This is a genomic window from Seohaeicola saemankumensis (assembly GCF_021021435.1).
Lineage (GTDB): Bacteria > Pseudomonadota > Alphaproteobacteria > Rhodobacterales > Rhodobacteraceae > Seohaeicola.
The window spans coordinates 108,661-134,455 of sequence record NZ_JAINWI010000011.1 but is presented as its reverse complement, the minus strand read 5'-3'; the positions used below and the strand labels follow the sequence as shown (position 1 = coordinate 134,455).

The window sequence follows — 25,795 nt, the reverse complement described above, 5'->3', positions numbered from 1 at the left end:
AGCGCAAGGCTAAGAGAGGGCGCAAGGAGAGTTTTGTCATGACCCAGATCAAGCCGCAAAATGGCATCATGGAAATCGAGCTCTATCAGGGCGGCGCTGCCCATGTCGAGGGCATGGCCGATGTCGTCAAGCTGAGTTCGAACGAGAACCCTTTCGGGCCAAGCGAGGCCGCGATCGAGGCTTTCCGGCGTTCAGGATATGACTTGCATCGCTATCCGTCCACGGATCACGCCAGCCTGAGGCGCGCGATTGCCGATGTGCACGGGCTGGACGCCGAGCGTATCATCTGCGGTGTAGGCAGTGACGAGATCATCCATTTCCTGTGTCAGGCCTATGTCGGTGCGGGCGACGAGGTGATCCATACAGAACACGGCTTTGCCATGTATCGCATCAGCACGCTGGCGGCTGGCGGCACGCCAGTCGAGGTGAAAGAGCGCGAGCGCGTGACCGATGTGGACGCGATTCTGGCGGCGGTCACGCCTGCGACGCGGCTTGTCTTCATCGCCAATCCGAATAATCCCACGGGCACGATGATCGGCGGCAACGAACTGGCGCGGCTTGCCGAGGGATTGCCGGATCATGCCATTCTTGTGCTGGACGGGGCCTATGCCGAATATGTCGAAGGCTATGACGGCGGCGCCGCGCTGGTCGAGATGCGGCGCAATGTGGTGATGACGCGCACCTTCTCCAAACTTTACGGCTTGGGTGGCTTGCGCGTCGGCTGGGGCTATGGCCCGCGCGAGATCATTGACGTGCTTAACCGGATCAGGGGGCCTTTCAACCTGTCCAGCACGGCACTGGCCACCGCCGAAGCGGCGGTGCGCGATCAGGCCTATGCCACCAAATGCAGGGCCGAGAATGCGCGTCTGCGTGTCTGGCTGGCCGAGGCGCTGGCCGAGCATGGCGTGCAATGCGATACGTCCAAAGCGAATTTCGTGCTGGCGCGCTTTGCCGATCAGGCCGAGGCCGAGGCCTGTGATACCTATCTCAAGTCGCAGGGGCTGATCGTGCGCCGCGTCGCGGGATACAAACTTCCGCATTGTCTGCGGATCACCGTGGGTGACGAGTCAAGCTGCCGTCGGGTCGCGCATGCCGTGGGCCAGTTCAAAGGCGGCGCGCGATGAGCGTCATCTACAACCGTGTGGCGCTGATCGGTCTGGGTCTGATCGCCTCGTCAATGTTCTGGGCGATCAAGCGGGCAGGACTGGCGGGCGAGGTGACAGGCTATGCGCGTTCAGAGGCCACGCGCGATACAGCGCGGCGGATTGGGCTGTGCGACCGAGTCTGTGACACCGCTGCCGAGGCGGTCGAGGGGGCCGATCTGGTGGTCATGTGTGTGCCTGTGGGGGCGATGGGGCAGGTTGCCGCCGAGATTGCACCGTTTCTGGCGGCAGGGGCGACTGTCAGTGATGTGGGGTCGGTCAAGGCGGCGGTCATTCAGGCCGTTGGGCCGCATCTGCCGGATCACGTGCATTTCATCCCCGCGCATCCGTTGGCAGGGACCGAACATTCGGGGCCTGAATCAGGCTTTGCGACGCTGTTCGACAATCGCTGGTGCCTGCTGGTGCCGGTTGACGGAACCGATGCCGCCGCACTGGATCGGCTGGCCCGTTTTTGGCGCGGAATGGGGGCCAATGTCGACAAGATGGAGGCGGACCATCACGATCTGGTGCTCGCCGTGACAAGCCACGCGCCGCACCTGATTGCCTATACGATGGTCGGCGTTGCCGATGACCTGCGCCGAGTGACCGATAGCGAGGTGATCAAGTACTCGGCTGCCGGTTTCCGTGACTTCACGCGGATTGCGGCCAGTGATCCCACCATGTGGCGGGATGTTTTCCTGACCAACAAGGATGCGACGCTGGAAATCCTTGGGCGTTTCACCGAGGAACTGTTCGCGCTGCAGCGCGCGATCCGCACCGGCGATGGAGATCATCTGCACGCCTATTTTACCCGCACACGGGCCATCCGGCGCGGGATCATCGAGGCGGGGCAGGATACTGATGCGCCCGATTTCGGTCGAGCAAAGGTGGGCCGATGAGAACGCGAAACACCTTGATATCACTTGGCCTTGTGGCGCTTGTGTTGAGCGCGGGGGCCTGCAGCTTTCGTGGGGACAGGAATGTGCCGCGCGCATCGGCCTCGACCAGCGGCTTCCCGATGGTCTGCGGCAATCCCGATTTGCGCGGCGAGGTCGTGGGCGGCGTCCCAGGCGGGATTACCGGCTGCGGCATTGATAACGCGGTGCGCTTGCACGAGGTCAACGGCGTGCAACTGAGTACAGGTGCGGTCATCGACTGTCCGACAGCGCGGGCGTTCGGCACATGGGTTGATCGTGGCATGATGCGGGCGGTCGGGAGTCAGGGCGGCGGGGTCGAGACCATCCGGATCGCCGCCAGTTATGCCTGCCGTACACGCAACCACCAGCCCGGCGCGCGGATTTCCGAACATGGACGTGGCAAGGCGATCGACGTCTCCGGCTATACCTTGCGCGATGGCACGCAGGTGACTTTGCTGAAGGACTGGGGTTCGGGACGCAATGGCCGCGCGCTTAAGCAGATGCACCGTGCCGCATGCGGACCTTTCGGAACCGTGCTGGGGCCGGAATCAGACCGCTTCCACCGCGACCATTTCCACTTTGATACGGCGCGCCACAGGGGTGGACCCTACTGCCGGTAAGTTCCCCCCAAGGGAGATTGCGGGTTCAGCGCAGGCGCAGCACGGGGCTTTGCATCACGGGAAGAGGACCGATCCAGATCCGTCCCCCGCGAAAATCCAGCGGGATATCAATGCCGTCATTGCGCCCAGCCAGAAATGACAGCCCTTGTTCCAGCGTATCCGCAAGGCCCGAGGGCAACTCGCCCGAGGCGCGGGCCATCCGCAAAATCTCGCGCCAGTTTTGAGCCTTGACGGTGATGCGGCCTGCCGCCTCTCCCTGTGCGTCCACCTCCAGATCGCCTGCGGCCTTGATGTCGAGATCACCCCAGCGCGCCTCGGCCAGGCGCAGCGAGATCAGGCGCGGTTGCGGGCGGCTATCCTCGATAGCGTGGCGGTCCCATGTGCGGTCAAAGCCCAGCGTGATATCGGCGCGCAGTGCATCCAGTGTGCGAGGAAGGCGACCCGTCGGGTCGATCCGGTCGCGGAAGGTGCTGTCCGGCGCAAAACCTTCGGCAGAAAGGGCGATACGGTAGCGGCTTTCGCCGCCATCTGGGGCGGTGGTGGCCTGCTGGCCATCCGCGCCAAGCCGTTCGGCGGCCATCCGCAGCGCGCTGGCCGAGGTGGCATTTCCGTTGCTGCCTGTGATCTGGATGGTATCGGCCACCATGCGGACACGGTCCAGCGCCAGATCCGTGCTAGGCCATAGCACCACGCTGGCCTGCATTTCGGCCTGTGTCATAGTGAAACGGTCCTGTGGCGTGGCGATCCGCTGGGCTTCCGGCCAGACTGCGATCACGTGGTTGGGCTTGTAGCTGAGGGTCAGAAGCTGAAAAAACGGTGCGTCCCATGCCCAACCGGTCGCCGGGTCGGCCAGAGCGATGTCGGTGAAGGTTGTATCGAAACGGTTGGGAAATCCTTGGACCTGAAGGTCGGCATAGTCGGCGGCCCAGCCCTGTGCGCGGCGATCGGCAAACCATGCGGCAAAGGCGCTTTGCGTGGTAGAGGCGCCGAACAGCCAATAGCCGGACCAGAGCGAAGCTGCGACAAGGATCAGGATGACGAGGCGTTTCACAGGGGCGGACCTCTTTCAACTGCGGCTGAGGTGGTGTTTACAGGGGGGCAAAAGGAAGGACCAGTGCCGCGATGATGTGGGTTTTCGGATATGGATCACTTTTGTGGAACCCCGGATTTGCGGTGCGCCGTTCGGTGCTGGCGCGGTTGCCCGATTATCACCGCAGTTTCTGCATGCGGTCCATTCATCATCGCGGCACGCCGGATGCGCCGGGGCTGGTGCTGGCCTTGGATGCCTGGCAGGGGGCGGCTTGCCAGGGGTTGGCGCTGGGGGTCGAGCCTGCGCAGGCCGATGACGTGCTGGCCTATCTGCGCGAGCGCGAGTTGATCTCTTCGGCCTATCTTGAGCGGATGCTGGAGGTCGATCTGGCCGATGGCACGCAGGTGACAGCCGTGACCTATGTGATTGATCCCGATCATGTGCAGTATTGCGGGGCGCTTCCGCTGGAAGAACAGGCTCGCATCATCGCGCAAGCCGTTGGCGAGCGCGGTCCGAACACCGAATATCTGCACAATACGGTGGCACATCTGGGCACGCTTGGCATCATTGATCCCGATCTGGACTGGTTGGACTGCCGAGTGCGGGATCTGGTTGCCGGTCAGGGCTGATCAGGCCGGATAAACCCTTGGCAGGGCGCGGAACAGCCCCTAGGATCAGGGCAATTATAATCAGTGTCAGGAGCTGTCCTCATGGACCAGCCGGACCGAGAGGCCGAGCCGCAGTTTTCACAGCCTTTGCGCCAGATCGTTTCGATGTTGCTGGTGCTGGGACTTGCCGCCTTCGTGGTCGTTCTGGCCCTGCCGCGCGTCTTGCCCGTGTTCGAGGCGAACCCCTATCTCAACGGATTTATTCTTTTCGTCTTCCTGATCGGGGTGCTTGCCTGTTTCCTGCAGGTCGCGCAGTTGATCAATTCCGTGCGTTGGATCGAAGGCTTTACCAAGGGACGCGATGACGCACGGGCGGCCCCGCGTTTGCTGGCTCCTTTGGCGGCGCTTTTGAGGACACGCGGCGCGCGCATGCAGATCGGCGCCAGTTCGACCCGCTCGATCCTCGATTCTGTTGCGACACGGATCGACGAGGCGCGGGAAATCACCCGCTATATTGTCAACCTGCTGATCTTTCTGGGTCTTCTGGGTACATTCTACGGTCTTGCCACGACTGTGCCCGCTTTGGTCGACACGATCCGCAGCCTTGCGCCGCAAGAGGGCGAGGAGGGGGTTGCCGTGTTTGGCCGCCTGATGGACGGGCTGGACGCGCAACTGTCGGGCATGGGCGTGGCCTTCGGGTCGTCCCTTCTGGGGCTGGCTGGATCGCTTGTCGTGGGGTTGCTGGAGCTTTTTGCCGGTCACGGACAAAACCGCTTCTACCGCGAGTTGGAAGAATGGCTGAGCACGATCACCCGGGTCGGGTTTTCATCGGGCGATGGCGATGCGGCCCCCGACCAGGCGATGTTGGTGCAGGTGGTCGATGGCATGGCCGAACAGATGGAAGCGGTGCAGCGCGTGCTGGAACAGGCCGAAGTTGGGCGCGTGTCAATGGATATGCGGCTGTCCGAACTGTCCGGTGCCGTAGAGCGGCTGGGCGACAGTCTGGGGCAGGGCAACGGGCAGGATGCCGCCCTGACAGATGCTCTGATGCGGCTTGCCGAAGGGCAGGAACGTCTGGCCACTGCGCTGGGCGCGCAGGAACGCGGCGAGGGGCTGGATGCCGAAAGCCGCATGCGCCTGCGCTCGATGGATGTGCAGTTGCTACGGATACTCGAGGAAATTAGCGCAGGACGTCAGGATACGATGGCGGAACTGCGGACCGATCTTGCGGCCCTGACCCGCGCTGTCGAACAGTCGCGCAGCAGACCCGCAGCGCCGCGTCCGTTGGGGGCGATTGGCCAGACCCAGACCAAGGGCGAGGAGGGCTGATCCATGGCCCTGTCGCGCCGCACAGGCCAACGGTTCCAAGGGTCGATCTGGCCAGGTTTCGTGGATGCGATGACTGGCCTCTTGCTGGTGCTGATGTTCGTGCTGACCATCTTCATGGTGGTGCAATTCGTGTTGCGGGAAACGATCAGCGGGCAAGCCAGCGAGTTGAACGCGCTGAATGTGGAAATGGCGGCGCTGGCGCAGGCCTTGGGGCTGGAACAGCGGCGCAGCGCCGATCTGACCTCGCGACTGGGCGAGTTGGACGCAACCCTGACCGACACGCAGGAGCAGCTTGCCGAGCAGGAAGCACTGATCCTGTCGCTGAGGCGTGAACGCGATGCAGGACTGTCGGCCTTGGCGGATGCAGAAATCCAGATCACGGGCTTCGAGGCGCAAGTCGCGGCGCTTCTGGCCGAACGGGATACGGCGCTTGGCGATGTGGCGGTGTTGGAGGAAACACAACAGCAGCTTTTGTCACAGCAGGAAGCCTTGAACCTGGCACTGGCGCAGGCGCGGTCGGAAATCGACGCTGAAACCGAAGCAGCGCGACTGGCCGCAGCACAGCGCGACGCGCTTGAGGCGTTGATCGCCGATCTACGTGCTGAACAGGCTGATACGCAGGCGCAGGCGGATGCGCTCGCTGGGCGGGTCGACGACCTGCAATCCCAGCTATCCGAGGAGGAGGCCGCGCGCCTTGTCGCCGCCGCAGCGGCAGAGGCATTGCGTGAACGCTTGCGGAATGCCGATACCGAACTGACCGCCATGTCGCTCGCGCTGGAAGAACAACGCCGCCGCGCCGAGGAAACGCTGACCCTTCTGGCAGCAGCCGAAGCCACCCGCGACGATCTGGAAGCGCAGCTCAATACGCAGATGACCGAAGCCGAACGCGAGGCCGCCTTGCTGGCGCAGGCGCAGCGGCTCTTGGCCGAGGCGCAGGATAAATCGACCGAAGCACAGCGGGCGCAAGCGCTGCTGAACCAGCAGGTCGCGGCCTTGCGTGGCCAGTTGGGGCAGTTGCAGGCGCTGTTGGACGACTACAAGGAACGCGAGGCTGCAGCCTCGATCCAGGTGCAGTCGCTTGGCTCCGATCTGAACGCAGCCCTTGCGCGCGCTGCAGCAGAAGAACGGCGGCGGCGTCAGCTGGAGGAGGCCGAGCGACTGCGGCTGGAAGCTGAGGCGCAGGACTTGCAACGCTACCGCTCCGAGTTTTTCGGTCGTTTGCGCGATGTTCTGGGTGCTCAGGAAGGCGTGCAGGTGGTCGGGGACCGTTTCGTCTTTGCCTCCGAAGTGCTGTTTCCGCCGGGCAGCGCCGATTTGTCACCCGCAGGTCGGGGCGAGGTTGCCAAAGTGGCCGAGATCCTCCGCTCTGTTGTGGACGAGATTCCCGAGGGTATCGACTGGGTGATCCGCGTTGACGGACATACCGACAATGTGCCGCTGTCAGGACAGGGCGAGTTCGCCGATAACTGGGAACTCAGTCAGGCGCGCGCGCTATCGGTGGTGCGCTACATGTCCGGCGCTTTGGGTATCCCGCCCGACCGCTTGAGCGCGAACGGATTTGGCGAATACAATCCCGTCAACCCCGCCAATACCGAGGCGGCGCGGGCGCAAAACCGCCGGATCGAATTGAAGTTCACAGAGAAATAAGCAGCACGTCGTCAGCGGACATCCAGATACATCTGCCGCTGGCTGATGATCCGGCCTGCACGGATCAATTCCGTCAGGCCGTCATAGCGGCCTTCCGGCCAGCCCCCTTGCGGTGTCCTGCGGCCTGCGGCGCGGAAAAACTGTGCCTGATCTTTCTCCAATATGTCGTTGTGATCAACCACGGAACCACCCGGGCCTGTGATGCGGATACGCAAGCTGTCACCTTGCCGTCCGCCAAACGCAAACCCCCAGAGAACCAGCGCCGGTGCATCGCGGGCGATTGGGTCGATCGCCGCTGTGCCAGCCTTGACGCTGTCATAGTCAGGCACTGCCGTTGCAAAGCCCATATTCAGCAAAGCGCCGGGCATATAGTTGACTGGCAAGGTCCAAAGGGTTTCTGGATCAGGCGCGCCACAGGAAATCTGCCCGTCCGGATCGAAGGGATCAACCACCTGCCCGCTTCGGCGCAGGGCAAGATGGACATGGGGAAATTCGGTATTGCCTGACAATCCCACCAGCCCCAGCCTGTCACCGGCCTGCACTGTCTGGCCCTGCGTGACCGCTACAGAGCCCTGCATCAGATGGCAGTATTGCGTCTGCCACCCGTTCGCATGCGCGATCACCACACCGTTGCCGCAGTCGCGCCCGTCGATGTCACCGGCAGTCTCTGGCGTAAGGCCGGTATCGGGCATGCCGTCACGCAGGGCTGTCACCCAGCCTGTGGCCGATGCAACGACTGCAACGCCGGCCTGCATCGCCGCGAGCGAGGGCAGGGCGAAATCGGTGCCGGTATGCCCGTCATAGGACAGGCCATTACAGGTGAAATCCGATGATGCGGGGCCGTGGTCGTGATCGACAAATTGCTGGATGAAACAGGTTTCGCCCAGATCACAATCAATTGGCAGGCCCATACGAAAAACCTCCGCGCTGGCGGGCAGCGCGGAGGTCATCAGTATCAGCAGACTTGCTGCCCGCATCAGTCTGCGGTCAGAAGCGGCGGCTTGTTACCCGACAGGCGAGCTTGTTCAGGGCCGCTGATCTGCAGATCAATCTCGCCGTCTTTCAGGCCGACACGGACAAGACCGCCCTTGGTCAGCTTGCCGAAGAGCAGTTCTTCTGCCAGCGGTTTCTTGATGTATTCCTGAATCACGCGGCCCAGAGGTCGCGCGCCCATCTTGTCGTCATAGCCCTTGTCTGCCAGCCATTCCGCCGCTGGTTTGGTCAGTTCGATATGGACATTACGATCCATCAACTGCGCCTCGAGTTGCAGCACGAATTTCTCGACGACTTGCATGATCACCTCTTTCGGCAGGGCACCGAAGCTGATCACCGCATCCAGACGGTTGCGAAATTCCGGCGTGAAGGTACGCTCGATCGCCGCCGTATCCTCGCCCGTGCGCTTGTCGCGACCAAAGCCGATAGCTTCCTTGGCCATGTCCGCAGCACCCGCGTTCGAGGTCATGATCAGGATCACGTTGCGGAAATCCACCTTGCGACCATTGTGATCGGTCAGCGTGCCGTGATCCATCACCTGCAGCAGGATGTTGAATACATCGGGATGCGCTTTCTCGATCTCGTCTAGCAGCAGCACGCAATGCGGATGTTGGTCGACACCATCCGTCAGCATGCCGCCCTGATCGAAACCGACATAACCCGGAGGGGCACCGATCAGGCGCGAAACCGCGTGTTTCTCCATGTATTCGGACATATCGAAGCGCAGCAGTTCGACGCCCAGCGTGTCCGCCAGTTGCTTTGCCACCTCGGTTTTACCCACACCGGTCGGACCGGCGAACAGATAGTTGCCGATGGGTTTTTCGGGTTCGCGCAAACCGGCGCGGGCCAGTTTGATCGCGCTCGACAAGGCTACGATGGCATTGTCCTGCCCGAACACCACGCGCTTGAGCGTCTTTTCCAAGTCTTTGAGCACTTCGGCATCGTCCTTGGACACGTTCTTGGGCGGAATACGGGCAATTTTGGCCACGACAGCCTCGATCTCCTTGGCGCCGATGGTCTTGCGGCGCTTTGATTCCGCCACCAGATGCTGCGCGGCACCGGCTTCGTCGATCACGTCGATGGCCTTGTCGGGCAGCTTGCGGTCGTTGATGTAACGTGCGCTCAGTTCGACCGCTGTTTTAATCGCATCGGCGGTGTAACGGACCGAGTGATGCTCTTCGAAATAGGGTTTCAGGCCCTGAAGAATTTTCACGGTGTCATCGACAGTCGGCTCGTTCACGTCGATTTTCTGGAAGCGACGCGAAAGCGCGCGGTCCTTTTCGAAATGCTGACGGAATTCCTTGTAGGTGGTCGAGCCCATGCAGCGCAGCTTCCCGCCCTGCAAAGCAGGTTTCAGCAGGTTGGATGCGTCCATCGCGCCGCCCGATGTGGCACCTGCCCCGATCACTGTGTGGATCTCGTCGATAAACAGAACCGCATCTGGATGCGCCTCAAGCTCGTTCACGACGGCCTTCAGCCGCTCCTCGAAATCGCCGCGATAGCGCGTGCCGGCCAGCAGCGCACCCATATCAAGGCTGAAAATGGTCGTCTTGGACAGCACTTCGGGTGTTTCGCCCTTGACGATCTTGCGCGCCAGACCTTCCGCGATGGCGGTCTTGCCCACGCCGGGATCACCCACCAGAAGCGGGTTGTTCTTGCGGCGGCGACACAGCACCTGAATGCACCGCTCGACCTCGGAGGCGCGACCGATCAGCGGATCGACATCGCCCTTGAAGGCCTTGGCGTTCAGGTCCACGCAATATTTGCCAAGGGCGGATTCTTTCTGGTCCGTCGCCTCGGACGAGGTGCTGGTATTGCTTTCCTCGGCCTCTGGCGCGCCGGATACGGGGCGCGCTTCGCCGTAAGCGGGGTCTTTGGCGACCCCATGCGCGATGAAATTCACCGCATCATAACGGGTCATTTCCTGCTCCTGCAGGAAATAGGCCGCATTGCTTTCGCGCTCGGCGAAGATCGCGACCAGCACATTCGCACCGGTCACCTCGGTCCGGCCGGAGGACTGGACATGGATCGCCGCGCGCTGGATCACGCGCTGGAAGGCCGCTGTGGGTACGGCTTCGGACCCGTCGATATCCGTCACCAGATTGGACAGATCGTCGTCGATGAATTCTACCAGCGTGTTGCGAAGGTCGTCCGTGTCTACGGAACAGGCCTTCATCACGCGGTTTGCATCGGGTTCGTCGATCAGGGCCAGCAGCAAATGCTCAAGAGTTGCGAATTCATGTTTGCGTGCATTGGCCAGCGCCAGCGCCGCGTGGATTGCCTGTTCAAGCGTGGTCGAGAATGAAGGCACGGGCGTGCTCCTCTTTGATCTGGGTCTGACGCGGTCCGTTCCGCGGCAAACGTGGCCTCATAGTATTAAAGTGTGGTCTATATCCGGCGGTCTTCAAGTTTTTTCTTGGTCCCGCGGGTCACATTTTGTTCGGGTTGGTCGCGCTGCGTGAGGTTTCAGCATCAGAAGCTGTCCTTGCGGCGTCGGATTTCGGCAAAGACCTGCACTTGATCTGCACCTGTCATGCCAAGATTGGCCTGTATTTCAGGGCTGTCACATCGCAGGAACGGGTTTGTGGCGCGCTCTGTCGATAGAAGCGATGGAACGGTTGGCCGTCCCTGTGCACGCGCGGTTTCGATCTTTTCAATACGTGAAATAAGCGCTGCATTTTCCGGTTCAATAGTCAGCGCGAATTTCGCGTTGGATGATGTGTATTCATGCCCCGAACACACAAGCGTTTCCGGTGGTAAAGCGGCGAGTTTCGCAAGGCTTGCAAACATCTGCGCGGGCGTGCCTTCGAACAGGCGGCCACATCCCATTGCCATCAGGCTATCGGCGGTGAAGACAACGGCGCTGTCTGCAAAGTGGAACGCCAGATGGTTCACTGTATGGCCCGATACATCGATCACTGTTCCCTGTTCCGATCCGATGGTGATCGTGTCGCCCGCGGACACCCCTACGTCGAGCTTTGGCAGGCGATCCGCATCGGCGGCGGCCCCGATCACTTTGGCGGGATGATCCGCCAGCAATGCGGCCAGTCCGTCCACGTGATCCCAATGGTGATGCGTCAGCAGGACATGGCTCAGCCGCCAGCCGCGTTGGGCCAGAGCCGCTGCAATAGGGGCTGCTTCGGGCACGTCGACCACAGCGGTCTCGCCACTGGCGCGATCATGGACCAAAAAGGCATAATTGTCCTTGAGGCAAGGAATGGTGACGATCTCAAGGGGCATGGCGTTTCATCTTCGGCTTGTTATTGTGGGGGCCAGAGTGGCGGAAGCGAAGGCGAACCGCAATGCATCTTGATGTGCAGGATCTACGCAATTTCTATTATCGCAGCACATTGGGGCGCGCGGCGCAGAAGGCTGTGCGTGACCAGATGTTGCGCATGTGGCCCGAAGCGAAGGGCCAGACGGTGGTGGGATACGGCTTTGCCGTGCCGCTGCTGCGTCCCTATCTGGCAGATGCACGGCGCGTGATCGGGCTGATGCCCGGACCGCAGGGGGTAATGCCTTGGCCTGCAGGTATGCCCAATGTCTCGGTCTTGTGCGAGGAAACGGCGTGGCCGGTCGAGACAGGCCATGTCGACAAGTTGGTGTTGCTGCACGGTCTGGAAACCTCGGAGCAGCCGTCGGCGCTGCTTGAGGAGTGTTTCCGCGTTCTGGGGCCGGGGGGGAGTGCTTTATTCATTGTGCCCAACCGTGCGGGGTTGTGGTCGCGCTCGGACGCCACGCCATTCGGGTATGGCCGCCCCTATTCACTGGGCCAGCTTGAAGCGCAGTTGAAACGGCACGCCTTCTTGCCCGAGCGCCATGTCACCACGCTTTACCAGCCACCATCCGAGAAACGTTTCTGGCGCAAGACGGCGAACTTCTGGGAAGGGCTGGGGTTGCGATTCTCGGTTGTGCTGGCCGGTGGTGTTCTGATGGTCGAGGCGACCAAGCGTGTGCAAGCTTCAAGCGGTCCGGGCCTGCGCGCAGCGGTGCGGCGTCCGCTGAATGTGCTGGACGGACTGGGTAGCCCGACACCCGAGGGCAAACCCGCCTGATACGTCCCAAATGGCCGCCCGCCGACAGGATGGCAGCGGTTCTGGCGGTGATAGCGTTAACAGGCGCGGGCGCTGATGCAGCTTTTTGCGTCAAGGATTCCAAATTCTGCGCCCAAAACGCCGTTTTTTTTTTGCCCGTTTTGTTGGCAAAGCGCCGCAGCTTTGCTAGTGCATTGTTTTATATGGAAATTCATTGATGGGCTAGGACGCTATAGCAGGTTGCTAGGTTAGGAAGGCTCTGCTACACCCACGCCGATTTTGATGCTTTGACGCGCGTCAAGGCAGGGTAACCTCTCCGGCGGCGTTTCGCGCCTCTAGACCCCCGGGGACAGACTATCGGAAGGGTGGACGTGTCCGAACCAGCTTCGATTTCAACGGGCATTGCTGAACGCTATGCCACGGCCGTTTTTGAACTGGCCAAAGAAAGCAAGGGCGTCGCCAAGATCGAATCCGATCTTGATGCCATCGAATCCGCGCTGGCAGACAGCGCAGATTTCAACGCGCTGATCATGAGCCCGATCTACACACGCGACGAGCAAGCTGTGGCGATGGCTGCGCTGGCCAAGAAAATGGGCCTCACATCGACCATGTCGAATGTGCTGGGCCTGATGGCGGCCAAGCGCCGCCTGTTCGTTTTGCCGCAAATGGCCGCATCGCTGCGCGCCATCATTGCGGAAGACAAAGGTGAAGTGACCGCCGAAGTGACCAGCGCAAAAGCGTTGACCAAGGCACAGTCCGACAAGCTGGCAAAGCTGCTGGCGGGTCGCACCGGTAAGACAGTCAAGATCAAAGCGGCCGTCGATGAAAGCCTCATCGGTGGTCTTGTCGTCAAGGTTGGCTCGAAGATGATCGACACCTCGATCGCTTCGCGTCTCAATTCCCTCCAGAATGCAATGAAAGAGGTCGGATAAATGGGTATCCAAGCAGCGGAAATTTCTGCGATCCTGAAGGACCAGATCAAGAACTTCGGCCAGGAAGCCGAAGTGGCCGAGGTGGGTCGCGTCCTGTCTGTCGGTGACGGTATCGCCCGCGTCTATGGACTGGACAATGTCCAGGCAGGTGAGATGGTCGAATTCCCCGGTGGTATCCAGGGGATGGCGCTGAACCTTGAATCCGACAATGTCGGCGTCGTGATCTTCGGTTCTGACCGTGACATCAAGGAAGGCGACACTGTCAAACGCACAAAGTCCATCGTGGACGTGCCCGTGGGCAACGAACTGCTGGGTCGTGTTGTTGACGGTCTGGGCAATCCGCTGGACGGCAAAGGCCCGATCAAGGCAGCCGCGCGCGGCGTGGCCGACGTCAAGGCACCGGGCATCATCCCGCGTAAATCGGTTCACGAGCCGATGGCGACGGGTCTGAAATCCGTGGACGCGATGATCCCCGTTGGCCGTGGCCAGCGCGAGCTGATCATCGGTGACCGCCAGACCGGCAAGACTGCGATTGCGCTCGACACGATCCTGAACCAGAAGTCCTATAACGATGCCGCAGGCGACGACGAGAGCAAGAAGCTCTATTGCGTCTATGTCGCTATCGGTCAGAAGCGTTCGACCGTGGCGCAGCTGGTGAAGAAGCTCGAGGAATCGGGCGCCATCGAATATACAATCGTCGTGGCTGCCACCGCATCCGATCCTGCGCCGATGCAGTTTCTTGCACCCTATTCGGCAACGGCAATGGCGGAATTCTTCCGCGACAATGGCCGTCACGCGCTGATCATCTATGATGATCTGTCCAAACAGGCTGTGTCCTATCGCCAGATGTCGCTGTTGCTGCGCCGTCCGCCGGGCCGCGAGGCCTATCCCGGCGACGTGTTCTATCTCCACTCCCGCCTGCTGGAGCGTTCGTGCAAGCTGAACGAGGATTTCGGCTCGGGTTCACTGACGGCTCTGCCGATCATCGAAACACAGGGCGGCGACGTGTCGGCATTTATTCCGACCAACGTGATCTCGATTACCGATGGCCAGATCTTCCTTGAAACCGAATTGTTCTATCAGGGTATCCGCCCTGCCGTGAACACCGGTTTGTCCGTGTCGCGTGTGGGCTCTTCTGCCCAGACCAATTCGATGAAGTCCGTTGCGGGTCCGGTCAAACTGGAACTGGCGCAGTATCGCGAGATGGCGGCCTTCGCTCAGTTCGGCTCCGATCTGGACGCCGCTACACAGCAGTTGCTGAACCGTGGCGCGCGCCTGACCGAGCTGATGAAACAACCGCAATATTCGCCGCTGACAAACGCCGAGATCGTCTGCGTCATCTATGCAGGCACCAAAGGCTATCTGGACAAGATCGGCGTCAAGGATGTCGGTCGTTTCGAGGCTGGCCTGCTGACGCATCTGCGTGGCAAACATGCGGACCTGCTGGACTACATCACCAAGCAGGACCCCAAGATCAAGGGTGAGGCCGAAGACAAGATCAAAGCCGCGCTGGACGCCTTCGCCGCTGATTTCGCATAAGGGGGATAGGCTATGCCAAACCTCAAGGACCTGAAAAACAGGATCGCGAGTGTCAAGTCGACGCGCAAGATCACCAAAGCCATGCAGATGGTGGCCGCCGCGAAGCTGCGGCGGGCACAGGAAGCTGCCGAGGCTTCGCGTCCCTATGCGGAACGGTTCAATGCCGTGATGGCGGGGCTGGCGGCATCGGTTGGCGGCAGTGATACCGCGCCGCGCCTTCTGGCCGGAACGGGCGAGGACAAGGTGCATCTGCTGGTGGTCATGACCGCCGAGCGTGGACTGTGCGGCGGGTTCAACTCGAACATCGCCAAGCTGGCCAAGCAACACGCAGCCAAGCTGCTGGGGCAGGGCAAGACCGTCAAGATCGTGACTGTCGGCAAAAAAGGCCGTGACCAGCTCAAGCGCGAATATGCCAAGCATTTCGCCGGCCATGTCGACCTGACCGAGGTAAAGCGCGTCAGCTATGCTGACGCGCAGGGTATCGCACGCGATGTTCTGAACCGTTTCGATGCGGGCGAGTTTGACGTCGCCACGATTTTCTTCTCGAAATTCGTGAACGTGGTCAGCCAGATTCCGACAGCGCAGCAGATCATTCCGGCGACTTTCGATGCGCCAGAAGTTGATTCTGCCAGCCTGCTTTATGATTACGAGCCCAGCGAAGAGGCCATTCTGGCCGACCTGCTGCCGCGCGGCGTCGCGACGCAGATCTTCTCGGCCCTGTTGGAAAACGGGGCGTCCGAACAGGGCGCACGGATGTCCGCAATGGACAACGCCACACGCAACGCGGGCGAGATGATCGACAAGCTGACGATCCAGTACAACCGCTCGCGTCAGGCCGTGATCACCAACGAGCTTATTGAAATTATCTCGGGCGCTGAAGCGCTCTAAGGAACCGGAGACGAGACATGGCAAACGCAAAAGGCAAAATCACGCAGGTGATCGGCGCCGTTGTGGACGTGCAGTTCGGGGATCAACTGCCGGAGATCCTCAACGCACTGACCACTGACAACAATGGCAAGAAACTGGTTCTGGAAGTGGCCCAGCACCTTGGGGAAGGCACCGTACGCGCCATCGCCATGGACGCCACCGAAGGTCTGGTGCGCGGACAGGATGTCAGCGACACCGGCGGCCCGATCATGGTGCCCGTCGGAAACGCAACACTTGGCCGCATTCTGAACGTAACCGGCGATCCGATCGACGAGAAAGGCCCCGTCGCGGCGGAAGAGCACCGCTCGATCCACGCGCCTGCGCCCGAATTCTCGGAACAGTCTACCGAATCCGTGGTGCTGGTGACCGGTATCAAGGTGATCGACCTGCTGGCCCCCTATGCCAAAGGCGGTAAAATCGGTCTGTTCGGTGGTGCCGGTGTGGGTAAGACGGTTCTGATTATGGAACTGATCAACAATATCGCAAAAGTGCACTCGGGCTTCTCGGTTTTTGCCGGTGTCGGTGAACGGACCCGTGAAGGTAACGACCTTTACCATGAGATGATCGACTCGGGCGTTATCGTTCCCGACGATCTGACGCAGTCCAAGGTGGCGCTGGTTTACGGCCAGATGAACGAGCCGCCGGGTGCGCGTATGCGTGTGGCGCTGTCGGGTCTGACACTGGCCGAACAGTTCCGCGACCAGTCGGGGACCGACGTTCTGTTCTTCGTGGATAACATCTTCCGCTTCACCCAGGCCGGTTCCGAAGTGTCCGCTCTGCTTGGTCGTATCCCCTCCGCTGTGGGCTACCAGCCGACGCTGGCGACCGACATGGGCGCGCTGCAAGAGCGCATCACATCGACCAAAGCCGGTTCGATCACCTCGGTGCAGGCGATCTACGTACCCGCGGATGACTTGACCGACCCTGCGCCGGCCACGTCCTTTGCCCACCTGGACGCAACGACCGTTCTGTCGCGTGCGATTTCGGAGCTTGGCATCTATCCCGCCGTGGACCCGCTTGATTCGACCTCGCGTCTGCTGGACCCTGCCGTCATCGGGGAAGAGCATTACAAGGTTGCGACCGACGTGCAGCAGGTGCTTCAGCGCTACAAGTCGCTTCAGGATATCATCGCCATCCTTGGCATGGACGAATTGAGCGAAGAGGACAAACTGACCGTGTCCCGCGCCCGCAAAATCCAGCGCTTCCTGTCGCAGCCCTTCGATGTGGCAAAAGTCTTTACCGGTTCCGACGGCATTCAGGTGCCACTGGACGATACCATCGCCTCGTTCAAGGCGGTTGTGGCCGGTGAATACGATCACCTGCCCGAAGGTGCCTTCTACATGGTGGGCGGGATCAAGGACGTGATCGCCAAAGCTGAACGTATGGCCGCAGACGCGGCCTAAGGGAGGGCCGAAATGGCTGAGACCATGCAATTCGACCTCGTTAGCCCTGAGCGCCTTCTGGCCTCGATGCAGGTGACGCAGGTGCAGATTCCGGGTGCCGATGGTGACCTGACAGCGATGCCCGACCATGCACCGCTGATCACGACCCTGCGCCCAGGCATGCTGCGCGTCAGCGGCCCGCAAGGTGAAGCGACCTATGTTGTGACCGGCGGTTTCGCCGAGATCACAGGCGAGGGAACGTCGGTTCTGGCCGAGAAAGCCATGCCGGTATCCGAGGCAACAGCCGCGGATTTCGACACGCTGATCGGCCTTGCCACCGAAGCCGTTGCAAAAGCGCCTGCTGATGCAAAAGATGCGGCAGACAAGCTGGTATCCGATCTGCAAGCGCTTCGGATCGAAGTCGGCGTCTGATATTTTGACGGGACAAAAAATCAAAGGCCCTGCCGGTTGGCGGGGCCTTTTTCATTGATTATGCGCGATTAGATGGGGCAGGTTGCCTCGCGCGGCTGCGATATGTGGCTACATTATTTTGCCCTGATACTGCGGTAATCCTGCTGTATAAAAAAGCGAAGAAAGTTTGAGGGCGTCATGCGTCGTTTCAGGACCAATTCCTTTGGAGTCGATCAGGGTGAAGTGATCCTGTTTTCGGACTTCGAACATGACGGAGAGATGTGGACCGGCAGCGGCCCGCGCCATATCCGCAGCTTTGTGCATTTCCGCGAGCCTTTCGTCAGCCCGCCGGTTGTCCATATCGGCATGAGCATGTGGGACATGTCCAATACAGCAAACTCGCGTGCGGATGTGCAGGCCAGCGATGTTCAAGCCGACAGCTTTGCCATCACCTTTCGGACATGGGGCGATACCAAGGTCGCCCGTGTCAGGGTAAGCTGGTTGGCCATGGGCGATATGTTCGAGGAAGACGACTGGCGCATCGACTGATCGCGCCAGATCGCAGCCTGCCGCTTAGAGTTTGAAAGTGCCCTCGTAGATCGGGTCCAGTGTCTCGGTTTCAAAAAGCGAGGACACCGAGGTGCCGTTCCAGATATTCAGGATCGCCTGCGCAAACATCGGTGCTGTCGGCACGATGCGGATATTGGGCGCGTTGCGGACAGTCTCTGACGCCTCGATGGAGTCGGTGATGACCAGCGATTTCATCACCGATTTGGTGATCCGCTCGACAGCGGGGCCGGACAGAACCCCATGCGTGATGTAGGAATGAACCTCCTGCGCGCCGTTCTCGATCAGCACCTCGGCGGCTTTGCACAGGGTTCCCGCAGTGTCGCAGATGTCGTCAACGATCAGGCAGGTTTTGCCAGTCACGTCACCGATCACGGTCATTTCGGCAATCTCGCCGGGTTTCTCGCGGCGCTTGTCCACGATGGCAAGCGGCGCATTGATCCGCTTCGCCAGTTCACGCGCGCGCGCCACACCGCCGACATCGGGCGAGATGACCATCAGATCGTCCATCCGGCCCGCGAAATGCGCTTTGATATCCAGCGCAAAGATCGGCGAGGCGTAAAGGTTATCCACCGGAATATCGAAAAAGCCCTGGATTTGGGCCGCGTGCAGATCAAGGGTCAAGACCCGCTCGATCCCCGCCTCGACCAGCATATTGGCAACCAGTTTGGCAGTAATCGGCGTGCGTGCCTTGGTGCGACGATCCTGACGGGCATAGCCAAAATAGGGGATTACAGCGGTGATGCGCGCGGCGGATGACCGGCGCAGTGCGTCGGACATGATCAGCAATTCCATCAGGTTGTCATTGGCAGGGTTCGAGGTGGACTGCACGATGAACATATCCTCGCCACGGACATTCTCGAAAACCTCGACGAAAATCTCGCCATCATTGAACCGTTCGATCCGCGCATCGACCAGACCGACCGCAACGCCGCGATGGATCGACATGCGCCGAGCGATGGCCTTTGCCAGAGGAAAGTTGGCATTGCCCGAAATCAGTTTCGGCTCGGTGATGGATGGCATGGCAGCAGTTCCTCTGCGTGGTCATCCGCATAGGGGCAGGATGACAGATTCGTGACGTTGACACTGCCTATCATCTCGTTACCGTCGGGCAAAGCGATGCAGGCACAAGGAAACGCGCAAATGGCCCATATTGATTATTATTTCACGGTTTTATCACCCTATGTCTATCTGGCTGGGACGCGCCTTGAACAGATTGCGGCGGGGAACGGGGCCAGCATCACCTACAAGCCGCTGGATGCCGGTGCCTTGTTCGCACGCACAGGTGGTGTGGCGTTGCCGGACCGCCATCCCTCGCGCAAGGAATACCGCGCGCAGGAACTGCCGCGTCAGGCAAGAAAGCTGGGCATGCCTTTCAACTTGCAGCCCGCACATTGGCCGGTCAATCCGGCTCCTGCCTCTTACGCAGTGATTGCCGCGCAAAGTGCTGGCGGCGGCGATATGGGCGCTTTGATTTCCAGTCTGGGACGCGCTTGCTGGGCCGAGGAAAAGGACATCTCGCAGGATGAGGTGGTGCGTGCCTGTCTGAGCGCCGCGGGTTTTGATCCGGCGCTTGCCGACAAGGGCCTGCTGGCCGGGGCCGAGACCTATGCCGCGAACCTAGAGGAAGCCGTTTCGCGCGGGGTCTTCGGCGCGCCGTTCTATATCGTGGATAGTGGCCAAAGGTTCTGGGGTCAGGACCGGCTTGACGATCTGGACGCGCATCTGTCGGGCAAGCTCTGATATGCCGCAAGACCTGCGGGGCGGATTTCCGACCCATTGGATCAGGTCTGGTGCGGGCCCGCGTCAGGCGCTGCTGATCCATTGCTCGCTGGGCCATGCCGGTGGCTGGTCTGGAATGTTGGCGGGTCTGGATGATCTGCTGAACGCTTTGGCCTTTGACCTTCCCGGTCACGGGCGCAGTGGCGATTGGGACAAGCGCGGCGATCTGCAACAGGTCAGCATGGGCATGGCTGTTGATCTGCTGGAGGATCAGGCGCAGGGACAGCCTGTCGATATCATCGGACATTCCTTCGGCGGCACGATAGCCTTGCGGCTGGCGGTGGAACGGCCCGATTTGGTGCGCTCACTCGTGCTGATAGAGCCTGTCTTTTTTGCTGTCGGACTGGCGGACCGTCCTGATCTGAAAGGGCCTTACGATCTGCATATGGCGGCCTATACGGCGGCCTTGCAAGCGGGCGACATGAGTGCAGCGGCGCAGGCCTTTACCAGCGTTTGGGGTGATGGTCGCGCGTGGGATCTTCTGCCGGAGGGGCAGAAACAGGCGATGACCAAGCGCATCCATCTGATCGCGGAGGGCGCGCCGGCTATCTATGACGATGTTGCAGGCCTGCTGTCTGGCGGCAAGCTGGAGCGTATCGCCGTGCCCGTTCTGCTGATCGAGGGCGGAACGAGCCCTGAATATATCGACGCCATCAACACGGCACTGGCGCGGCGTATCGACAAGTCCGAGCGGCTGGCGGTTGCGGGGGCAGGGCACATGCTGCCGATCACGCATCCAAAAGCCGCGGCCGACGCCGTGCGGGCGTTTCTGCAGCGCGTTCCTGTCGCCTGTTCCGCCCAATGCGGGCCGGATATGGATATTTGAGGCAAGAAGAAATGGTGCTGCGTCAGCCTGCGGCGATTTTCAAGAACTGGTCGATCTGGTCATGGCCGATGGACCAGTCGCAGACCAGTCTTGCGGCCAGAGGTTCAGACGGGTCGTCACCTTCAAGGCTGCCGGACCAGATGTAATAGGCCGCGCCAGCCTCGTGCAGCCGTTTATGGGAGGCGCGGGGCAGGTTTGCAAAGACCATATTGGCCTGCGGTTCGTGCAGGAAAGAGGCGGTCGGCATAGCCTTCAGCCCGTCGGTCAGCCGCGCGGCATTGGCGTTGGCGCGTTTGGCCGAATGTAGCCACAGGTTATCGGTCAGGAAGGCCAGCATCTGCGCTGACAGGTAGCGGTGCTTCGAGAAAAGATGCGCGCCGCGCTTGCGGCGCAGTTCGAATTCCCAGGCTTTTGCCGGATCGAAGAAAATCACCGCCTCGACTCCCGGCAGGCCGTTCTTGGTGCCGCCAAAGCTGACGGCATCGACACCAGCTTTCCAAGTCATTTCGGCTGCTGTGCAACCGAGTGCGACCAGTGCGTTGGCAAAGCGCGCGCCGTCCAGATGGACCGGGAGGCCGTGTTCCTTGGCGATCGCGGAGAGCGCCGCGATCTCGGCGCAGGTATAGACGCGGCCACGTTCAGTTACGTTGGTGATCGAGACAGGCCCGCGCTGCGGACCATGCACGCCGCGGGTCTCCTCGGCCAGAATCGCGCCGCGCAACGCCTCTGCTGTGATCTTGTCGCTGTCGCCCACAAGGGTCAGTTTGGCGCCGCCGGAATAGAATTCGGGCGCGTTGCATTCATCCTCGTGGATATGCGCCACGGGTGAGCAAAAAACAGTCTGCCACGGCTGGCCCAACGTGGCCAGCGCCAGCGAATTCGCGGCGGTGCCTGTTGCGACAAGATAGACTGCGGCCTCGGGCGCCTCGAAAATCTCGCGCAGGCGGGCGCGGACGTCGTTCATGATCGGATCGCTGCCATAAGGCATGGCATAGCCCTGATTGGCGTCCATCAGCGCCTGCATCACCTGTGGATGTGCGGGGCCTGCATTGTCGGAGGCAAAGAACATCAGGTCGGCTCCTCTATGATATAGTCTTCCCAGTCCTCTTCGGGGACTTCGAATTCTGGGATGGTCAACCCTTGCATCGACACACCTGCATCATGCACGGATTGCGGATCGCCCGAGATCAGCGGGTGCCAGTCGTACAACCGTTTGCCGCGCCAGAGCAGTTTGTAAGCGCAGGTGTCGGGCATCCAGTAAAGGTTCTTGTCCATGTTCTGCGGGCTAAGCACAATGCATTCCGGCACGAACTGGTGGCGGATCGGATACTGGCTGCAACGGCAGGTGCTGTCATCCAGCAGCCGGCAGGCCACGCGGGTCAGGGCGACCTCCCCGGTATCTTCGTCTTCCAGCTTGTTCAGACAGCATTTTCCGCAACCGTCGCACAGGGCTTCCCATTCCGCCTGACTCAAGCGGTTGATGGGATATTTCTCCCAGAAGCGGGGGCGTAATCCGTCGCGGTTGATGGGGTCGATCATAGCGCCGCCAATATGGTGCGGGCACGGGCGCAATCGGCATCCATCTGGGTGATCAGCGCATCAAGACTGTCGAATTTCTCTTCGGGGCGCAGGAAGTCCACCAGGCCGACAGACAAGGGCACACCGTAAAGATCACCTTTGAAATCAAAAAGGAATGTCTCGAGATTCGGTGTGTTCACGCCGAACATCGGGCGCACACCTATCGAGGCCGCGCCCGGATAGCTGCCTTTATGCGGGCCTTCCAGCACATCGACCAGAACAGCATAGACACCAAATTTCGGCGGATGCAGCCCGTCGATGGACATGTTCGCGGTCGGATAGCCCAATTCGCGGCCGCGCTGGTCGCCGGTGATCACGCGCCCTTCGATCCTGTGCCAATGGCCCAGCATGGCGGCAGCATCGCGCGGTTTGCCGTCGGTCAGCGCGTTACGGATTGCGGTGGAAGATACCGCGCCGCCATGACCTGCCAGAAGCTTTGCGATGGTGACGCCGAATCCCATCTCGGCCCCGAAGTCGACCAGATGCTGCGCGGTGCCAGCGCGCCCCTTGCCAAAGCAGAAATCGGCCCCGATGACGATGTGTCTCAGCCCAAGACCATCTGCAATGACGCGCTGCGCGAAGTCGCGCGGGGTCAGCGAGGACATGGCGGCGTTGAAATTCAGCTCGTAGAGTTTATCGACGCCCAGTTTTTCCAACCGATGCGCGCGCGCCTCGCGGCCCATCAGGCGGAAGGGCGGGGCGTCTGGGGCGAAATACTGGCGGGGATGCGGCTCGAATGTCATCACGCCCAAGGGTGCACCGATCTGTTCGCCTGCCGCGCGGGCCATGTCGATCACAGAGCGGTGCCCTAGATGGACACCGTCAAAATTGCCGATCGCGGCGGACGCGCCCCGATCTGCCTGTTCTACATATGAGTAGTCCCGGATAATCCGCATGCCGCAGGGTTAGCGCCCGCGTTGGGGCGGCGCAAGCCTGTTTGCGGTGAAACGGTGGGTCAGTCGAACTTGCGGCTCGGAGCCAGAACCGTGGCCTCGCCGATCAGAACCTTTTTGCCGTTGACCATGCAGCGGCAATCCAGTTGCACGCGGCGCTTTGCGTGGTCGATGCTGATCACTTCGACTTCGGCATGGACCATGTCGCCGGGGCGCACGGGACCAAGGAATTTAAGGCTTTGCCCCATATAGACGGTGCCATGCCCCGGAAGCTGTTCGCCAATCACGGCCGAGATCAGGCCGGCAGTCAGCATGCCATGCGCGATGCGGCCTTCGAAAATCGTATCGCGGGCATAGTCGTCGTCCAGATGTACGGGGTTCCGGTCTGTCGACACCTCTGCGAAAAGTTCGATATCGCGGTCGGTCACGACTTTGCGCAGATGGCGGGTCATGCCCATCTCGATATCTTCGATACAGATCGTGCCGCGAGGCAAATTGTCCAACATCTCACCCTCCAGACTGTCCGCAGATGAAATCTGCAAAGTAATAATCAGACAACTATCTGCCCAAAGTTGGAACTTTATTACTTTGCAATCGCAGAAAAGCAAGCGCTAAGTGGGTCAGCGCAGGTGACCTATTGTGAAGGTCGGCGCGGTTTTTTCCTTTTCCAGATAGGCGTTTAACGCCTCTGTGTCGGGCTGTGTCTCTGTTTTGGTTTCAGCGCGGGCCAGCCCCCCGGTGATGAACAGAGAATCGATATCCTCGCCCATTGCGCCACGGATATCCGTGTGGATGCCGTCGCCGATCGCCAGAATGGCACGGTCGGCAATGTCATGGCCCAGTTTGGCAAGACGACGGCGAGCCAAATCATAGATCGGCGGATGTGGTTTGCCAAAATAGAGGCTCTCGCCGCCCATTTGAGTGTAAAGCCGTGCCACGGCCCCCGCGCACCATTCGCGCGCCTCACCACGGTCCACCACGATATCGGGGTTGGCGCAAAGCAGTTTCAGCCCCATCTGCTTGGCATAAAGCAGTTGCGGGCGCAGATCGTCGGGGTCGGCCATCGGATCGAAAGGTCCGGTGCAGACGATGCCTGTGGCTTTGTCCAGATCTGTCAGGGTGATATCGACCGGATCGTCGACCAGCTTGATAGGCTCGAAAAACGGCATGTCGCGGTCTTCGCCGATGAAGAAAATCTTTTCGCCGACAACGCCTGTGAACAGGGCGGCACGTGCGGAATCACCCGAAGTGGCAATCGTGTCCCATGCGTCACGCGGGACGCCGAAATGCTCTAGCTGCGTTTGTACACCACTACGCGGACGTGGCGAGTTTGTCACCAATACGACAACCCCACCAGTGGCGCGGTAGGCCTGCAAGGCCGCCACGGCATCGGGCAGGGCGCGCACCCCGTCATGCACACAGCCCCAGAGGTCCACAAATAGGGCCTCATAATCCTGCGAGATATCGGCAAGGGCGGTGATGATGCGAGTCATGGCGGGCCTTTCGGTCTGGGGGAATACCCCTTCTTGCAGCGACGTATATCAGAGATATGACAGGATGCCGCCCCTTCGGCCGTGATCAGCGCATGACTGCGGCCCGTCTGGGTGGACGGAACACCCCTGCGAGTGCAGGGCCGGTCCACCCTTTGTATCAGAGGGTCAGCACAGGAATGATCTGTTTCTTGCGACTCATCACTCCGGGCAGAACCACGGTGTCGCCCGTGACCTTGACGCCGAACGAGGCTTCCGCCAGTGCCTTGACCAGATCGTTGGGCACCAGCAGGGTTGCTTCCTCGTTCAGGATGTCGACGACGAAGAGTAGCACCTGATCGGCACCGTCCTCTTGCGCGACACTTTCCATTGCGGCCATCAAGCTATCCTTGCGGTCAAGGATCATCTTGGGCGAGGTGGTTTCCAGCACGGAGACACGCAATTCCTTGCCCGCCACGCTGTATTCCTTGCTGTCCATGCGCAGCAATTCGGCGTCCGAGAAGGCCGACACATCGGATTTTGCGGCGAACATTTCGGCAGCATAGGCGGAAATCTCGACGCCCAGTTCCTGGGCCAGATCCCATGCAATCGACTTGTCTTCCTGCGTGGTGGTCGGGCTGCGGAATTCCAGCGTATCGGACAGGATGCAGGACAGCATCGCCCCCTTGATGGCTTTCGGCGCGCGGGCCATATCCTTGCCGATCATTTTGTACATGATCGTCGCGGTGCAGGCCAAAGGCTCGATTCGGATGTCGATCGGCCCTTTGGTTTCCAGCCCGCCCACCAGTTTGTGATGGTCGATGATGCCGATGATATCGGCGTCGTTGATACCTGCGGGCAGTTCGGCAGGGTTGTTGGTGTCCACGATCACGACAGGGGCACCGGCCTCGATGCCCGAAATGATCTGTGGTTTGGGCAAGTCCCAGCGCGTCAGCATGAAGGCGGCTTCGGTATTTGGCTCGCCCAGCAGCTTTGCTTCGGCGGGGGTGCCTTTTACCTCGGTCAGATACCACGCCCAGATCAGGGGCGATCCGGTGGAATCGGTGTCAGGGGATTTGTGGCCGAAAACCTGAATGGTCATTTGAGTAGTCCTGTATCGGATGGAATTGCGCGGTTTATATGCAGGTGCTGCGCGATTGTCACCAGTC

General features: G+C 60.7%; 27 protein-coding genes. 16 read left to right on the top strand and 11 right to left on the bottom strand.

The features are described from left to right. Positions 1–38: 38 nt before the first annotated feature. From hisC to K7H22_RS08930, 3 genes are read left to right on the top strand one after another with little or no spacing between them, the layout of a single operon-like run. Positions 39–1,124, top strand: coding sequence for a histidinol-phosphate transaminase (gene hisC / locus K7H22_RS08940; protein ID WP_230800399.1), 1,086 nt, complete (start codon positions 39–41; stop codon positions 1,122–1,124). Beyond that, on the top strand, positions 1,121–2,041 hold the full coding sequence (locus tag K7H22_RS08935) for a prephenate/arogenate dehydrogenase family protein (RefSeq protein WP_230800398.1): 921 nt from the start codon (positions 1,121–1,123) through the stop codon (positions 2,039–2,041). Before hisC ends, K7H22_RS08935 begins: the two co-directional genes overlap by 4 nt. Beyond that, the gene (locus K7H22_RS08930; RefSeq protein WP_230800397.1) at positions 2,038–2,679 is read left to right on the top strand and encodes an extensin family protein; all 642 of its coding nucleotides are present in this window, start codon (positions 2,038–2,040) and stop codon (positions 2,677–2,679) included. The genes K7H22_RS08935 and K7H22_RS08930 overlap by 4 nt, the downstream gene beginning before the upstream one ends. Positions 2,680–2,704: 25 nt before the next feature. On the opposite strand, the gene K7H22_RS08925 is transcribed toward K7H22_RS08930, so the two are convergent. Continuing rightward, positions 2,705–3,730 carry a DUF2125 domain-containing protein gene (locus K7H22_RS08925; RefSeq protein WP_230800396.1) on the bottom strand — a complete coding sequence of 342 codons (1,026 nt, stop codon included), beginning with the start codon at positions 3,728–3,730 and terminating at the stop codon, positions 2,705–2,707. A gap of 74 nt (positions 3,731–3,804) precedes the next feature. On the opposite strand from K7H22_RS08925, the gene K7H22_RS08920 reads away from it, so the two are divergent. The 3 genes from K7H22_RS08920 (at position 3,805) to K7H22_RS08910 (ending at position 7,293) form a co-directional block, all read left to right on the top strand. Further along, positions 3,805–4,338 (top strand): gamma-glutamylcyclotransferase, encoded by a 534-nt coding sequence (locus K7H22_RS08920; protein ID WP_230800580.1) that lies wholly within the window; start codon positions 3,805–3,807, stop codon positions 4,336–4,338. A gap of 81 nt (positions 4,339–4,419) precedes the next feature. Continuing rightward, the gene (locus K7H22_RS08915) at positions 4,420–5,646 is read left to right on the top strand and encodes a biopolymer transporter ExbB (protein WP_230800395.1); all 1,227 of its coding nucleotides are present in this window, start codon (positions 4,420–4,422) and stop codon (positions 5,644–5,646) included. A 3-nt stretch (positions 5,647–5,649) separates the two neighbouring features. Then, entirely contained in the window at positions 5,650–7,293 is a 1,644-nt protein-coding gene (locus tag K7H22_RS08910) for a peptidoglycan -binding protein (RefSeq protein ID WP_230800394.1), read from the top strand. 11 nt (positions 7,294–7,304) lie between these two features. Here the strand turns inward: K7H22_RS08910 and K7H22_RS08905 are convergent, their stop codons facing one another. From K7H22_RS08905 to gloB, 3 genes are all read right to left on the bottom strand, one after another. Next, on the bottom strand, positions 7,305–8,243 hold the full coding sequence (locus K7H22_RS08905; protein WP_230800393.1) for a M23 family metallopeptidase: 939 nt from the start codon (positions 8,241–8,243) through the stop codon (positions 7,305–7,307). Positions 8,244–8,269: 26 nt separating this feature from the next. Further along, positions 8,270–10,597: an ATP-dependent Clp protease ATP-binding subunit ClpA gene (clpA, locus tag K7H22_RS08900; protein ID WP_230800392.1), complete on the bottom strand. Its 2,328-nt coding sequence runs from the start codon at positions 10,595–10,597 to the stop codon at positions 8,270–8,272. Between the two features lie 161 nt (positions 10,598–10,758). Further along, entirely contained in the window at positions 10,759–11,526 is a 768-nt protein-coding gene (gene gloB / locus K7H22_RS08895; protein WP_230800391.1) for a hydroxyacylglutathione hydrolase, read from the bottom strand. A gap of 62 nt (positions 11,527–11,588) precedes the next feature. Here gloB and K7H22_RS08890 point away from each other — a divergent pair, with 62 nt between their 5' ends. From K7H22_RS08890 to K7H22_RS08855, 8 genes are all read left to right on the top strand, one after another. Further along, entirely contained in the window at positions 11,589–12,341 is a 753-nt protein-coding gene (locus K7H22_RS08890; RefSeq protein ID WP_230800390.1) for a class I SAM-dependent methyltransferase, read from the top strand. A gap of 29 nt (positions 12,342–12,370) precedes the next feature. After that, positions 12,371–12,538: a hypothetical protein gene (locus tag K7H22_RS08885; RefSeq protein ID WP_230800389.1), complete on the top strand. Its 168-nt coding sequence runs from the start codon at positions 12,371–12,373 to the stop codon at positions 12,536–12,538. A gap of 153 nt (positions 12,539–12,691) precedes the next feature. Then, positions 12,692–13,252: a F0F1 ATP synthase subunit delta gene (locus K7H22_RS08880; protein ID WP_230800388.1), complete on the top strand. Its 561-nt coding sequence runs from the start codon at positions 12,692–12,694 to the stop codon at positions 13,250–13,252. After that, on the top strand, positions 13,253–14,791 hold the full coding sequence (atpA, locus tag K7H22_RS08875; RefSeq protein WP_230800387.1) for a F0F1 ATP synthase subunit alpha: 1,539 nt from the start codon (positions 13,253–13,255) through the stop codon (positions 14,789–14,791). It abuts the gene before it with no gap. 12 nt (positions 14,792–14,803) lie between these two features. Further along, positions 14,804–15,679, top strand: a complete 876-nt coding sequence (locus K7H22_RS08870; protein WP_230800386.1) for a F0F1 ATP synthase subunit gamma — start codon at positions 14,804–14,806, stop codon at positions 15,677–15,679. A 17-nt stretch (positions 15,680–15,696) separates the two neighbouring features. Then, positions 15,697–17,121 (top strand): F0F1 ATP synthase subunit beta, encoded by a 1,425-nt coding sequence (gene atpD / locus K7H22_RS08865; protein WP_230800385.1) that lies wholly within the window; start codon positions 15,697–15,699, stop codon positions 17,119–17,121. A gap of 12 nt (positions 17,122–17,133) precedes the next feature. Beyond that, positions 17,134–17,532 carry a F0F1 ATP synthase subunit epsilon gene (locus tag K7H22_RS08860; RefSeq protein WP_230800384.1) on the top strand — a complete coding sequence of 133 codons (399 nt, stop codon included), beginning with the start codon at positions 17,134–17,136 and terminating at the stop codon, positions 17,530–17,532. Positions 17,533–17,709: 177 nt separating this feature from the next. Continuing rightward, positions 17,710–18,060, top strand: coding sequence for an H-type lectin domain-containing protein (locus K7H22_RS08855; RefSeq protein ID WP_230800383.1), 351 nt, complete (start codon positions 17,710–17,712; stop codon positions 18,058–18,060). Positions 18,061–18,084: 24 nt separating this feature from the next. Here K7H22_RS08855 and K7H22_RS08850 read toward each other — a convergent pair whose 3' ends face one another. Next, positions 18,085–19,101, bottom strand: coding sequence for a ribose-phosphate pyrophosphokinase (locus K7H22_RS08850; protein ID WP_230800382.1), 1,017 nt, complete (start codon positions 19,099–19,101; stop codon positions 18,085–18,087). A 120-nt stretch (positions 19,102–19,221) separates the two neighbouring features. Between K7H22_RS08850 and K7H22_RS08845 the strand changes: the two genes are divergently transcribed. Together K7H22_RS08845 and K7H22_RS08840 are read left to right on the top strand one after the other, a co-directional pair. After that, positions 19,222–19,821, top strand: coding sequence for a 2-hydroxychromene-2-carboxylate isomerase (locus tag K7H22_RS08845; protein WP_230800579.1), 600 nt, complete (start codon positions 19,222–19,224; stop codon positions 19,819–19,821). Then, a complete protein-coding gene (locus K7H22_RS08840) occupies positions 19,784–20,686 on the top strand; it encodes an alpha/beta fold hydrolase (protein ID WP_230800381.1) in 903 nt (300 codons plus the stop codon). The genes K7H22_RS08845 and K7H22_RS08840 overlap by 38 nt, the downstream gene beginning before the upstream one ends. 22 nt (positions 20,687–20,708) lie before the next feature. On the opposite strand, the gene K7H22_RS08835 is transcribed toward K7H22_RS08840, so the two are convergent. From K7H22_RS08835 to K7H22_RS08810, 6 genes are all read right to left on the bottom strand, one after another. Beyond that, positions 20,709–21,755: a threonine aldolase family protein gene (locus tag K7H22_RS08835; protein ID WP_230800380.1), complete on the bottom strand. Its 1,047-nt coding sequence runs from the start codon at positions 21,753–21,755 to the stop codon at positions 20,709–20,711. After that, complete coding sequence (locus tag K7H22_RS08830; protein WP_230800379.1) at positions 21,755–22,225, bottom strand: YcgN family cysteine cluster protein; 471 nt, start codon at positions 22,223–22,225, stop codon at positions 21,755–21,757. Before K7H22_RS08830 ends, K7H22_RS08835 begins: the two co-directional genes overlap by 1 nt. Then, a complete protein-coding gene (locus K7H22_RS08825) occupies positions 22,222–23,160 on the bottom strand; it encodes a bifunctional riboflavin kinase/FAD synthetase (protein WP_230800378.1) in 939 nt (312 codons plus the stop codon). Before K7H22_RS08825 ends, K7H22_RS08830 begins: the two co-directional genes overlap by 4 nt. Positions 23,161–23,219: 59 nt before the next feature. Continuing rightward, complete coding sequence (locus K7H22_RS08820) at positions 23,220–23,663, bottom strand: MaoC family dehydratase (RefSeq protein ID WP_230800377.1); 444 nt, start codon at positions 23,661–23,663, stop codon at positions 23,220–23,222. Positions 23,664–23,777: 114 nt separating this feature from the next. After that, entirely contained in the window at positions 23,778–24,650 is an 873-nt protein-coding gene (locus K7H22_RS08815; protein WP_230800376.1) for a TIGR01459 family HAD-type hydrolase, read from the bottom strand. Positions 24,651–24,807: 157 nt separating this feature from the next. Next, complete coding sequence (locus K7H22_RS08810) at positions 24,808–25,728, bottom strand: manganese-dependent inorganic pyrophosphatase (protein WP_230800375.1); 921 nt, start codon at positions 25,726–25,728, stop codon at positions 24,808–24,810. Positions 25,729–25,795 lie beyond the last annotated feature (67 nt).